The sequence below is a fragment of the Paraburkholderia sp. 31.1 genome (genome assembly GCF_014397645.1).
Classification (GTDB): domain Bacteria; phylum Pseudomonadota; class Gammaproteobacteria; order Burkholderiales; family Burkholderiaceae; genus Paraburkholderia; species Paraburkholderia tuberum.
Genome location: NZ_VZQN01000052.1, coordinates 36,880 through 48,300, shown reverse-complemented (window position 1 = coordinate 48,300; position 11,421 = coordinate 36,880). Strand labels below are relative to the sequence as shown.

At 59.7% G+C, this 11,421-nt stretch carries 13 protein-coding genes; 5 read left to right on the top strand and 8 right to left on the bottom strand.

The genetic code is table 11. From position 1 onward, the window contains the following. Window positions 1-296, top strand: a 296-nt coding sequence (locus F6X37_RS38090) for a transposase (protein ID WP_222944990.1), incomplete at its 5' end; no start/stop codon positions are given. On the opposite strand, the gene F6X37_RS38085 is transcribed toward F6X37_RS38090, so the two are convergent. The 7 genes from F6X37_RS38085 to F6X37_RS30595 form a co-directional block, all read right to left on the bottom strand. Beyond that, the gene (locus tag F6X37_RS38085) at window positions 278-511 is read right to left on the bottom strand and encodes an NYN domain-containing protein (RefSeq protein WP_187613898.1); all 234 of its coding nucleotides are present in this window, start codon (window positions 509-511) and stop codon (window positions 278-280) included. The genes F6X37_RS38090 and F6X37_RS38085 overlap by 19 nt on opposite strands. Beyond that, complete coding sequence (locus F6X37_RS30615; protein ID WP_187613901.1) at window positions 462-761, bottom strand: hypothetical protein; 300 nt, start codon at window positions 759-761, stop codon at window positions 462-464. The genes F6X37_RS38085 and F6X37_RS30615 overlap by 50 nt, the downstream gene beginning before the upstream one ends. A 337-nt stretch (window positions 762-1,098) precedes the next feature. Continuing rightward, complete coding sequence (locus tag F6X37_RS30610; RefSeq protein WP_187613897.1) at window positions 1,099-1,908, bottom strand: hypothetical protein; 810 nt, start codon at window positions 1,906-1,908, stop codon at window positions 1,099-1,101. 7 nt (window positions 1,909-1,915) lie between these two features. Then, the gene (locus F6X37_RS30605) at window positions 1,916-2,986 is read right to left on the bottom strand and encodes a ComEC/Rec2 family competence protein (protein ID WP_187613896.1); all 1,071 of its coding nucleotides are present in this window, start codon (window positions 2,984-2,986) and stop codon (window positions 1,916-1,918) included. A 222-nt stretch (window positions 2,987-3,208) separates the two neighbouring features. Beyond that, the gene (locus tag F6X37_RS37275; protein WP_262420088.1) at window positions 3,209-3,337 is read right to left on the bottom strand and encodes a hypothetical protein; all 129 of its coding nucleotides are present in this window, start codon (window positions 3,335-3,337) and stop codon (window positions 3,209-3,211) included. A 136-nt stretch (window positions 3,338-3,473) separates the two neighbouring features. Beyond that, a complete protein-coding gene (locus F6X37_RS30600) occupies window positions 3,474-4,028 on the bottom strand; it encodes an ImmA/IrrE family metallo-endopeptidase (protein WP_187613895.1) in 555 nt (184 codons plus the stop codon). An 11-nt stretch (window positions 4,029-4,039) separates the two neighbouring features. Continuing rightward, entirely contained in the window at window positions 4,040-4,432 is a 393-nt protein-coding gene (locus F6X37_RS30595) for a helix-turn-helix domain-containing protein (protein WP_187613894.1), read from the bottom strand. 429 nt (window positions 4,433-4,861) lie between these two features. Between F6X37_RS30595 and F6X37_RS30590 the strand changes: the two genes are divergently transcribed. Further along, window positions 4,862-5,161, top strand: coding sequence for a hypothetical protein (locus F6X37_RS30590; protein ID WP_187613893.1), 300 nt, complete (start codon window positions 4,862-4,864; stop codon window positions 5,159-5,161). Window positions 5,162-5,191: 30 nt separating this feature from the next. On the opposite strand, the gene F6X37_RS30585 is transcribed toward F6X37_RS30590, so the two are convergent. Then, a complete protein-coding gene (locus F6X37_RS30585) occupies window positions 5,192-7,324 on the bottom strand; it encodes a tetratricopeptide repeat protein (protein WP_316252012.1) in 2,133 nt (710 codons plus the stop codon). A 413-nt stretch (window positions 7,325-7,737) separates the two neighbouring features. Here F6X37_RS30585 and F6X37_RS30580 point away from each other — a divergent pair, with 413 nt between their 5' ends. The 3 genes from F6X37_RS30580 (at window position 7,738) to F6X37_RS30570 (ending at window position 11,216) form a co-directional block, all read left to right on the top strand. Continuing rightward, on the top strand, window positions 7,738-9,120 hold the full coding sequence (locus tag F6X37_RS30580; RefSeq protein ID WP_187613891.1) for a flagellin: 1,383 nt from the start codon (window positions 7,738-7,740) through the stop codon (window positions 9,118-9,120). A gap of 148 nt (window positions 9,121-9,268) precedes the next feature. After that, window positions 9,269-10,897: a flagellar filament capping protein FliD gene (gene fliD, locus F6X37_RS30575; protein ID WP_187613890.1), complete on the top strand. Its 1,629-nt coding sequence runs from the start codon at window positions 9,269-9,271 to the stop codon at window positions 10,895-10,897. A gap of 19 nt (window positions 10,898-10,916) precedes the next feature. Then, window positions 10,917-11,216, top strand: a complete 300-nt coding sequence (locus F6X37_RS30570) for a flagellar protein FliT (protein WP_184051749.1) — start codon at window positions 10,917-10,919, stop codon at window positions 11,214-11,216. The last annotated feature ends 205 nt before the right edge of the window (window positions 11,217-11,421 follow it).

Here is an 11,421-nt window from a genome sequence, read left to right as displayed (position 1 = left end):
TTGAGCAGATCGCGCGGAAAAGCGCGCCCGGTCTGACGACGGTAGTGGTGCTCGACAACGCCTCGATCCATCACAACATCGATCAGGAAACAATCGACCGATGGTTTCTCGAACATCGCATGGTGCTGTTCTATCTGCCGCCCTACAGCCCTGAACTGAATCTCATCGAAATCCTCTGGAAGCACGCCAAGTATCACTGGCGCCGCTTCGTCACCTGGACCAAGGAAACCATCGATGCCGAGGTCAAAAAACTGCTCGACGGATTCGGCTCAGATTTTCAAATCAGATTTTCGTGAACACTTACTGCCTCAATAAGCGGTACGAAGTCACCGTCGCCAGATACCAAAACTGCGATGTCGTAGTGCTTCCTAGATGCGTGCAACAACATATCCGTGCAAAGCGTGATATCGACCCCTTTGCTTCTCTGTTCTTTGGATGGCTTCTTGAAAACTCGTGGTGCCTCAAGGCCAAGATCCTTCAAGCTTTCTTGAATTTTGGATGCGCAGATCATCTCCTGTAACAGAGGTGTAGAAATACTTCCTCATCACAGTCGGCATTCCCGTCGTGAGATTGCCCCATGCCTTCCGCCAAACGAAAACATCCTGTTCGTACTGGACGTCTGGGTGAGAAGCGATGCCATTGGCCTTCAGCATGCACCCGTACCGGATGGCGAAATTCTCACCGTCGACGAAGACCATTGCGCGCGGCAGATTGAACGTATTCTGGATGAGCAAATTGGGAAGCGGAGCGCTTGCTGCCATAGGTTTTCTCCTCTTGGCCTTCCAGTCGACACCGTAGATACCCCACGATCCCATTATAGTGAGCTGGAGGGACACCACCAGCGTCGCCTGGTGGCTGACCTCGGCCCGACAACGGGCGGAGGGGGCGTAACTTGAGTGGCGTGTTGCCTCGCTTCCAGCGGAGGTCGACTCGAACCGCTGAAAACGCAGTCCCCTCCCCGCCTGCGACCTTTGCTTAAGTGGGCAGTTTTTGTGCACCCAGAGCTCGCGCGCTCCGGGTCCTGCGACAACGGTTTCCGGGTATTTTCGAGCTCGCGATTATGATGCGTATTGTTGTGTGCTGTGGCAGCTCGCTCACTCACTGCTTGGGTTGGTTCTCCGCTGGCTTCGCAGGCACCCTTGCTCGTGACCGCTGCGCCTTTATACCAGTGCCTGATTCAAACAGCCTTTCGGCGTACGCGTATCCGATGCGTTTGAGGTGCGCCTCAGAGAAGTACGCCCAGGAAATAAGCATGACCGCAGCGGTAAAGAGAGTAATACCACCTGAGGTGCCAGGGGATAGAAGTTTGGCGACTTGGAAGTGGAAGGGCGAGAATTGGACAACCTGACTTTGTACGAGCCCAAACACGATGCCCGCGAAACTGGTAGCTAGGCCCAGTGGTTTCATAGCCAGCATATTCCTATGAAAGCCATACGCAATGTTTTCTTTTAGCAGCAGCGTGTGCTCCTTGCCGCGGGTAAGTTCTCGCAAATGCCGCGTGACCCCGTTATAGACTTGATCGGCTGCGGCAGGATTTCTTGTCTCATCTTCGGCAGAAGGGAGTTCGACCCCGAGCTTTGCGGCAATCGCCGCGCGATAGCGCGTCTTGCTGTAGCTGTCGAGAAACGTATCGCGGTGCCGCAAGATAATAGTGGTTGGCATACCTCCCCATTGAGCCAGCATCTTCTCCTCAAGCCTTTTTCCTAATCCGCGCGCCACGCTCGCGAGGCCATATATTGCGCCGCAACTTGTTACTAAGGTCAGCATTGCCGTTAGGAGGGGATTGCGAGGGCCAAGTATCCATAGCAGTGGTACAAGCAACGGGAGCGCTGTTAGCAGGCCCGGAAAAACACGGGCCGTGCGCTGATACGGATCTCGCAGGTATTCGACCAACACATCAAGTGCCATTGCGTGGTCACTCCTCCAGTTCAGTCGGATACATAGTTTGAGGAAGCCAATTCCACCCCGGCCGCGTATAGCTACTCGTGAGGCAAATAGAGCTACCTTCCGTAGCACCAAACCATGCACCACGGTGAATCATGGCTCGCACTACCGCTTTTCTCGGGTGATGCTCGTCTGCTTTGGCCGAACTGCACACGGCCCGCCAAGTCGTTTGTGCCGGTGAACCCGACAATCGCGGTCCAAGCCAGCGGTCGAGCACTTCGGTGTTCACATTGTGTCTGCCGCCGTGGTGCGGAACCTGAAAATCGTGGATTCCAGGGAGCTGGAGGCCGACGTAGGGCGCGTAGTTCGCCGCTTCAGTCAATGCCTCTCGTCCAGCGTCTCCCGTCAGCAGAACGCGTCTCCTATCCAACAGCGCGTATTGCACGACGCTCATCTCGTTCTCGTTGCTTGTTCCCTCTTCGGGAAACACCTCGAAGCCCCAAGCGCCTTTGATGAAGTTGGTGACTGATTTCGCTGCTTTGAAAAGGCCATTGAGGATGCCGGCGAGTGCGACTTCTTGGACGGCTTCTGGAGTCTTGTTCGAAGTAACTACGAGGTCCAAATATCTTGAAAGGGACGGTGCGAGCACATGGAACGGTCCTATTTGAGCACCTTGGAGAGGTTCTCGAATTGGAATACCCTTTTCGACCGCAAGCTCTTCTAGCGCTGCTGTAGCAGCATATGCGGAGCGCAGCTTGTTTCTGAGTGCATCAACGGAGTTGTAGGTCCCGAATTTAGGAAGCAAAAGGTCTGCATATATCCATGGACGGTTGATCCACAGAGTCCCGACCGAAAATTCCTCCAGTATTTTCCGAAGTCCGTTAGCGTGATCTTGGTCAGGATGGGTCAGGACCACGTGATCGACGTGCGCTACGCCGTAGTGTTCTTTGATGTGCGCGACCAATTGATCGCCGGTGTCGAGATATCCGCCATCAATGACGTGCACGCCAGTGGTTCCATTGATCGTGTAGCGGATTGCGATTGCGTCGCCGCTTTTGTCCGTTTCAACGGCCAAAAAGTCCAGTTCGTAGCTATCAGCCATGACGCCCCTTTCTCCGTAGAGTGGTTCGTTTGCAGTTGCAACGCGGTGCAGCGCGCATAATCAGGCAAACCTTTGCCACAGGCGCGTCGTTCGAGCGTCGCTCAAGTGTGTAGCGCGGAGTTGCTGCAAGTGGCGCAAACCGTGTGCGCAACCCCGCGACTTCAACGTTTTATCCAGCGGACAGAACGGTTAGCACGGTCCGCGGTTTGTCGACATCATCACCTAGCGTTTTCGACGCACCTTGATCGGCCACGCGGCTTTGCCATACTTTCTGGCATCGAGCAACGCACCCGACTTGGTGCGGCGGAAACGGCGGAAAATGATGACGTATTCGTCATCTTTCGGCGTCATTTCACACCTCAATCGAGGTGCCGGGATCAACAACTTGTGCTTGCAAGCGTATTATTTTTTACCTACACTTCGCTCGCAGCTCGTAACTGCACAAGAACGGTCCGACCGGCAGTTCCGGAACGTTTTTAGATATGACTTATATGGTCCCTCTATGGGGCCATTTTTTTGCTGTGGCCCACTGAATTTCCGCCACCTTGCTCGATACGCAAAAATGCGCAGCAAGTTCGGCCGGGATACGGAATTGCGACGCAACCCGGATGTCGGCCAGAAACTCCCGGGCAAAGCTATTTGCCTGCCACTCGCTGTCGCAGTACACCTTTGCGCCGGTCGACTTTCGGGGGAAAGACATTCCTTCACCCCTGTGAAGAAGAAGGTGGCCGAGTTCGTGGGCCGCAGTGAACCGGTCTCGACCACTTCCAGAGCACGCGCCAACGTACACGTCTGTTCGTAAGACGATTTTGTTCGTCGAGTGAACCGTCATGCCATCGGCATGCATTCTGAAGTACTGGACCATTTCGTCGGCGTCCATCACTTCGAACGAGAAAGTCTCGTCCACGGCCGGTAACACGCTTTCCAACACCTGCATAATGGGCACTTGTCGGCCCCTCATATCCAAGGCATCGAGCATTCGATGTGCAACGCTTCGAATGAATTCGGTGCTCCGTGGCTGGACGAGATATCCACGTTCCATACTCCATCCTCCTAGTCCTTAAGTAAGATGCGAAGGATGCTCTCCCGCTGATTGTCGTCGAGTGAGTCGAATTTCCGTGCGAACGCTGCCACGAGGGTTTGATCGGCCTCCCTCTGAGGCGTGATACGAAACTCGCTGATGCTATTTTCAGCAAATTGCCGCAGGCGATCAGCCGTCAAGCTCGATAGCTGATATACCTTCACAATGTCATCGACGAGTTGCATCGGAACCGGCTTACGTCCAGTTTCAACAGCAGACAGGAATGAGGGCGATTTATTCACCTTTTCACTCATGTCGAGCATCTTTTCACCCCGCTCGATCCTTATTTTTCTAATTTCCTTACCAAAATCCGTCAAGTTCGCCATCATTGCCTCCGGGTCAGGGGTTGGATTGGGTTGCTGCATCTCACGCGCAACATACCGGTCTCTTCGTACTAACGTCCTAAAACCTTGTAGGCAAAAATCTTTTTACCCGTAGGTGCAATGATAGTTCGTATGGGGAAAATTGCAAGACCCATAGGTGATATGGTGGCGGGGCGAGGGGCGATGTGGTGGCGCGCTGTGCAGCTAAATTGCAGCTTGGACGCCGTACGTTGGCACGGATTGAAGTGGTTTAGCCTTGGTTTTGCAGTTTTCGAGTTGCGCAAGGCATTGATTTATAAAGGATCGTGATACGGGAGTAAAACTGCCGAAGGCAGGGGTTGCTGGTTCGATCCCAGCCGGGCGCACCAGGATTAGTCATGAAGCCGGGTTCGCAGAAAACCCGATAAAACAAGGCCCTTTGGCGAAAGCCTGGGGCCTTTAGTTTTTTGTCGTGGCGTCAGAACCAACGTCTTGCGCTCCAACATGGCGTGCTTCCAGCATCAGTTGCCGGTCTCATCACGCCCCAGCAACGCCGACGACCGGAAAACTTTCTGCGCGAACCCGGAAGCCGCTTCAAGCCACCCTGAAAGCCGAGGCCTGCTGAACCAGTTGACCGGCATGGTCGTGCAACGAACTGGCCGCCGCCGCGTTCCGCTGCGTCATCTGGCCCATCTGCGACACCGCCTGGTTCGCCTGCTCGATGCCTTGGTGCTGCTCGTGCTCTGCGCGCCTATGATCGCTGCCGTGGTGTTGCGCAGCATGTGTGACTAGCCTCACTTCAGCGCAAGCGCAGCGTTGATGTCACGCCCCGAACCACGCAGCGCATGCCTGTCGCACGCGCTCCGCGACTGCGGGCCACGGTTCATCCAGCCCTCGCCTGAACAGGCGAACCGTATTGGGATACCACGGCGAGTCGTCACGGCCGTGCATCCACCGCCAGTCCACGTCGCGTGCCGGCAAGAGCACCCAGCATGGTTTGCCGAGCGAGGCTGCCAGATGTGCTGTCGAAGTGTCCACACAGATCAGCAGATCGAGTTGCGAGATGACCGCAGCCGTGTCGGTGAAGTCTTCGAGATCCGCGCCGAGAGGCAGGATCGGGAGGCTCGCAGGGAATGACAGCGCTTCGTCTTCCCCCGCGCCCTTTTGCAGGCTCACGAACTTCACGCCCGGCAGGCTCCAGAGCGGCGCCAGTGTGTTGAGCAACGGTAGCGAACGGTGCACGTCGTTGTGGTGTTTCGGGTTGCCCTTCCAGACGAGACCCACCCGGTGTCCCGCGCCCAGCACGGCAAGGCGCGCGCGCCAATGCTCGACGCGCGACGGGGCCAGGGTGATGCACAGGGGAGGCGGAATCGTGTCGAGCGTCGTGCCCAGATACAGCGGTGCGCTGAGGGCGCTGATCCAGCAATCGAAATCGCCGGCGCGCGCCGAGGCTTCGTCATGACTGAGCACCGTGTCGACTCCATCGACATCGGCGAACAGGCGTTGTAGCGGTGCCATACAGGCAAACGCGACGTGCGCGGCGCCCTGAGCCTTCAACAGGCGCAGATAACGCCCGAACTGCAGCATGTCGCCGAGTCCATCCTCCTGCCAAACGAGGAGTGATTTGCCGCCGAGCGGCTCGCCTCGCCAGCGCGGACACCTCAGCATCGACTGCGTGGCGTGATGCGCGAACCCAGCCATCTCGTAGCGGCATTCGTAGAGGAGAAAGCCTTCTTCGAAGCGGCCCATGCCGATGAGCAGCGTGGCGAGACGGAACTTCGCGTCGCCGTAGTCGGGGCGCAGCGCGAGCGCGCGGCGGTAGGCGGCTTCGGCTTGCTCCGGGTCGCCGAGCTCTTTCACGATGCTGCCGATGTTGAAGTGTGTTTCGGCGATGTCGGCGCGCAACGTGAGCGCGTGGCGAAACGCCGCGAGTGCCTCGGGCAGGCGCGCTTGCGCAAGCAGCGTGCAACCCAGGTTATTGGCTGCTTCGACGCGGTTCGGCGCGAGCCGAAGCGCCTCGCGATACGCGCATTCGGCATCGACCAGTTTGTCCAGTGCGTGCAGGACGCAGCCGAGGTTGTAGTGCGCCTCGGCGAAGGCGGGGCGCAACGCGAGCGTCTGCCGGTAGGCGCTCTCCGCCTCGGGCAGGCGCTTGAGTTCGGTGAGCACACAGCCGAGATTGTTGAGCGCGTCCGCGTAGGCGGGGCGGATCTGAAGCGCGAGGCGGCAAGCCAGCTCGGCTTCCCGGAGCCGGCCGAGCGCCCTGTAAAGCGCCCCCAGGTTGTTCAGTGCCTCGGGATATTGCGGGTGCGCGAGCAGCGCCTGCCGATACGCTTCTTCAGCCTCTTCGATCCGGCCGCGATCGCGCAACAGATTGCCGAGGTTGTTGTTCGCCTTGGCAAATTGCGGATTCACGGCGAGCGCTGTGCGATAGGCCGCCTCCGCTTCGTCGAGGCGGCGCTGTTCATGAAGCACGATGCCGAGGTTGTAGTTCGCGTCGACGTGGTCCGGGCGAAGTGCGAGCGCCACCCGGTACGCGGCCTGGGCCGCGTCGTGTCGTCCGAGACGGTGCAGCACGATCCCGCGATTGCTGTGGACATCGGCGTCATCGGGGCGTATCGCGGCAAGCCGCCCGTAAACCGCTTCCGCTTCGGCAAGCTGATTGAGGGTCGCGAGCATCGCTCCGAGCCCCAGATACGCGTCGGCGAAATCCGGCTTCGCTTGAATGCAGCGCAACCATAGAGCTTGCGCCTGCGCGGGCTGGCCCACACCCGTGGCGCACATGGCCGCGAGGTTGAGCGCATCGGCGTGCTCCGCGTCCTCCGGCGTGGCCTTCGCGCCGACGAGCGGTGCAAGCAGCGCCAGTGCGTCGGCGAACTGCCCGGTGGCGCCGAGGGCAGTGGCTTCGCTCAGAATGTGCTGGCGCGTGGGGACAAGTGGGCTCGTAGCGGTCACGGTCGTCGTAGAGGGGCTGTGGATTCGCAGCTTAAGGCATGCGCACGCGCGGTGGCGGCCCGAATTGAGCTGGCAGCTCGGTTCAATTCGACCGATGACGTGCTGCGCGGGCTTTGTCTTTCGAAGCCGTAAGGCCGGGTGCAGATCAAGGGCGATCGGATGCTCAATCAGCATTGCGACGCGAAGTGGCTTCGACGCCTGCGAGCCTTAAGCCGCCGAAGGACGAAGCCTGCCGTCCCCCATCTTGAAAAGCGCCTCCCCACTGCACGCGGGCGAGGCAAGGGCGTCAGCCCAGAGGGTCGCATCAACAAGGCAGCTAAAGTTTTTCCAGGCGGGGTCGTAATCACAAACAAGGCGGCAGGCCAACGAACCGCTGCCGTTACTGGGCCGATAGCCCCATTAGGAGAATCTCAATGCTCGGAATCAACACCAACACCAACTCGCTCGTCGCGCAACAAAACCTGACCGGCTCGGGTAGCGCACTGTCGCAAGCGATCACGCGCCTGTCGTCGGGCAAGCGCATCAACAGCGCAGCAGACGACGCAGCAGGTCTTGCGATCTCGAACATCATGCAGACCCAGATCAACGGTCTGAACCAGGGTGTGTCGAACTCGAACGATGGTACGTCGATGGTGCAAACGGCATCGTCGGGTCTGTCGTCGCTGACTTCGTCGCTTCAGCGTATCCGCCAGCTTGCTACGCAAGCAGCTAACGGTTCGATGACCGACAACGACCGTGCTGCACTTCAACAGGAAGTGAACCAGCAAGTCTCGGAAATCAACCGTATCGCGTCGCAAACGACGTACAACGGCATGAACGTCCTCGACGGCTCGTTGGGCAACGTGTCGTTCCAGGTCGGCGCAAACGTCGGTCAGTCGATCTCGCTGAATCTCTCGCAGTCGATGTCCGCCGCTTCGATTGGCGGCGGCGTTCCGGCAGCGGGCAACACGCTCGGCTCGTTCTCGGTCTCGCTGGATAACGCGGGCGCTGCTGCGGCGGCTCCGGGCATCACGTCGATCACGGCTTCGTGGGATACCACCAAGAACGCGGTTTCGTACACGGATCAAAACGGTAACGCTATCACCGACGCATCCACGATTTCCTACTACACGGCAACTACGGCGGGCACGATCCCGGCTGCAGCGGGCGATGCTTCGGATACGCTCGCGGTTGCTGCCAACGCCAACGCTACTATCACGCAGATCAACGTGATTGCCGACGGTAAGGGCGGCTTCACGCTCACGGACCAGAACGGTCAGGCCTTGAATGTCGCTGCTGCTACCACCATCTTCCAGAGCGCAGCTACTGCTCCTGCTACGGACGCCAACGGCAATACCACGCTGACTGGCGAAACCGGTGCGCAGATGGTGACCGACATCGAAGCGATCACGGACGCTGGCGTCACGGCTGACGCGAATGTCGTGGCTGCGGACAAGGTTACAGCCGCAGTGGGCACGACCATCGACAAGCTGAGCCAGTCGAACACGGTTTCGCAGATCGACATCTCGACCAAGGACGGCGCTTCGGCAGCAATGCTGACCATCGACAACGCGCTGAGCGCTGTCAACAACCTGCAAGCAACGCTCGGCGCGGCACAAAACCGCTTCAGCGCAATCGGCACGACGCAGCAAGCTCAGTCGACCGACCTGTCGACCGCACAATCGTCGATCCAGGACGCCGACTTCGCACAAGAAACGGCTAACCTGAGCAAAGCACAGGTTCTGCAACAAGCCGGTATCTCGGTGCTGGCACAAGCGAACTCGCAGCCGCAGCAGATCCTGAAGCTCCTCCAGTAAGGCGCTTCCCGCTGCAGGCAGCCGGCGCGCGGCTCGATGCGCGCCGGACGCAAACCCGTCGGGAGGCTCGCCTCCCGATTGTCTTTTCCCGCGTTACCCCGCTTGTTAAATCGCTTTAACCGGCATTGCCGACGCACGGAGCCTCCTCATGTCCACCGTAACCGGATCGACCTCCACCGTAACCGGATCCACCACCAGCGCGATCGCGAGTGCAGTCGCCACCACGACAGCCGACGCCAACGCCACGGTGCAGGCAGCCGCCCAGTCGATCATTAGCGGCTCGACCAATTCGTCGATGGACACAAGTTCGCTCGTTACCGCGCTCGTCAACTCGAAGTCTGCCGGCCAGGCCGCGACCATCGCTGCCGAGCAGACTGCGGACAACACGCTGATCTCGGCCTACGGCACGCTCTCCGCGGCACTGTCCGCGTTGCAGGCCGCCGCCGAGCCGCTCAGCGACGGTGCGACGCTCAACTCGTTCTCGTCCACCTTGAGCGGCAGCGGCGTTACCGCCACGGCCAGCACGGGCGCGGTGGCAGGTTCGTACTCGCTCAATGTGGCGCAGGTCGCCACGTCGCAAGTGCTCACCTCGGCGGGCTACAGCTCGACCCAAAACCTGGCTTCCGGCGCGGCCACGATGGCCCTGACGGTCAACGGCAAGACCAGCACGATTTCCCTGAATAGCTCGAACAGCACGATTGCCGGCATTGCATCGGCGATCAATTCGGCCAACGACAATCCCGGCGTGGTCGCGACCGTCGTGACCGGCGCGGACGGCGCGCATCTCGTGCTGCAATCGACTTCGACCGGCGCGTCGAGCGGCATCAGCATCGCGATCAACGATTCGAGCTCGACCGACGGCCTGAACAAGCTCGCGGTGACGACCACCAACGGCAAGGCGATCTCCAGCGCGAGCGACCTCACCGCTCAAGTTTTGGATAGCAGTGGCAACCCGGTTCTCGATAGCAACGGCAACCCGGAGACCTACAACCCCAGCCAGTCAACCATTACCGGCACAGGCTGGACCCAGACGCAGGCCGCCCAGGATGCGTACTTCACGCTCGGCGGCGTGGGCGTAACCAGCTCCTCGAACTCCGTGACGACGGCCGTGTCCGGCGTGACGCTGAACCTCACGGCAGCGGCGGTCGGCACCACGCAGACGCTCACGATCGCGCAGAACACCAGCGCGGAGTCCTCGGCGATCAACAATTTCGTCAGCCTCTACAACACGCTCGTCACGACGATGGGGGCGCTGACGGCGTACAACGCGAACTCGACGTCGCAGGGCGTGCTAATCGGCGATTCCACGTTGAGCACGATCCAGAACCAGCTCGCCAAGATCGTGAGCGGCGGCGTGGGCACCGGCACCTCGCAGACGACGCTTGCCGCGATCGGCATTACGCTCCAGGCGGACGGCACGCTGTCGGTGGACGACACGACGCTCAGCAATGCGTTGCAGAACAACCAGTCGGTTGTAGCCTCGCTGTTCAATTCGACCAACGGCATCGCCGCGCAACTGGACGACAGCATCACAAACTACACCTCGTCCGGCGGCATCATTCAAAACCGTACGGACGCGATCAACGCCGACCTGACTAGCCTCTCGAACCAGCAGACGACGCTTACAGCGTGGCAGGCTCAGCTCACCAGTATGTATACCGCGCAGTTCACAGCGCTCAACACACTGATGGCAACGATGAACAACAACTCGCAATACCTCACGCAACTGTTCGGTGGCACCAACAGCGCAGGCGCGCTCGCCACGAACAAGAGCTGAGCGCGACGAGGAGCGAGCCATGCAGAACGTCGCCCCGATCGAGCGCATCTGGCAGATAACGAAAGACCTCGAACTGGCGGTCGCTGTTGGCGAGTGGGAGCGGGCCGCGCAGCTCGCGGACGAGCGCTCGCCCCTCCTGACGGCGCTCGGCGCGCCCCAGCCGCAGGAGGTCATCGTGCGGCTCAAGGAGATCCACGAGATAGACAGCCGCATCGTCGAGGCCGCGCAGGCCGCGCAGCAGGTGCTGGGCGCCGAGTATCAGGCGAGCATGCAAGCGAGCCGCAACGCCGGGCAGTATTTGAGCATGGCGCGGTACTGAAGCAGGAGCAACGGTTCATTGCGTCCTTCGCGGCGCAAGCGCGTACCCTGGCCCGCCTTGCGCGGGCTTTTTCTTTTCCGTTTCTTTGCCCTGAGAGTTCATCGAAGGCAAATTGGCGGCCGTTTTGGCGCTAGCTCGGACGATCGGCGTAATTGGCCGCCGCCCATAATTCGAACGTTCCGAGTTCTTGACGCGTACGCGCGCC

What these genes read in the sequence shown, in the direction of transcription:
- F6X37_RS30610 (WP_187613897.1), bottom strand. Translation starts at nt 1,908, where the DNA reads ATGGCACTTGATGTGTTGGTCGAATACCTGCGAGATCCGTATCAGCGC.
- F6X37_RS38085 (WP_187613898.1), bottom strand. Translation starts at nt 511, where the DNA reads ATGATCTGCGCATCCAAAATTCAAGAAAGCTTGAAGGATCTTGGCCTT.
- F6X37_RS30600 (WP_187613895.1), bottom strand. Translation starts at nt 4,028, where the DNA reads ATGGAACGTGGATATCTCGTCCAGCCACGGAGCACCGAATTCATTCGA.
- fliD (WP_187613890.1), top strand. Translation starts at nt 9,269, where the DNA reads ATGTCCACCGTAACCGGATCGACCTCCACCGTAACCGGATCCACCACC.
- F6X37_RS30570 (WP_184051749.1), top strand. Translation starts at nt 10,917, where the DNA reads ATGCAGAACGTCGCCCCGATCGAGCGCATCTGGCAGATAACGAAAGAC.
- F6X37_RS37275 (WP_262420088.1), bottom strand. Translation starts at nt 3,337, where the DNA reads ATGACGCCGAAAGATGACGAATACGTCATCATTTTCCGCCGTTTCCGC.
- F6X37_RS30615 (WP_187613901.1), bottom strand. Translation starts at nt 761, where the DNA reads ATGGCAGCAAGCGCTCCGCTTCCCAATTTGCTCATCCAGAATACGTTC.
- F6X37_RS30595 (WP_187613894.1), bottom strand. Translation starts at nt 4,432, where the DNA reads ATGCAGCAACCCAATCCAACCCCTGACCCGGAGGCAATGATGGCGAAC.
- F6X37_RS30580 (WP_187613891.1), top strand. Translation starts at nt 7,738, where the DNA reads ATGCTCGGAATCAACACCAACACCAACTCGCTCGTCGCGCAACAAAAC.
- F6X37_RS30605 (WP_187613896.1), bottom strand. Translation starts at nt 2,986, where the DNA reads ATGGCTGATAGCTACGAACTGGACTTTTTGGCCGTTGAAACGGACAAA.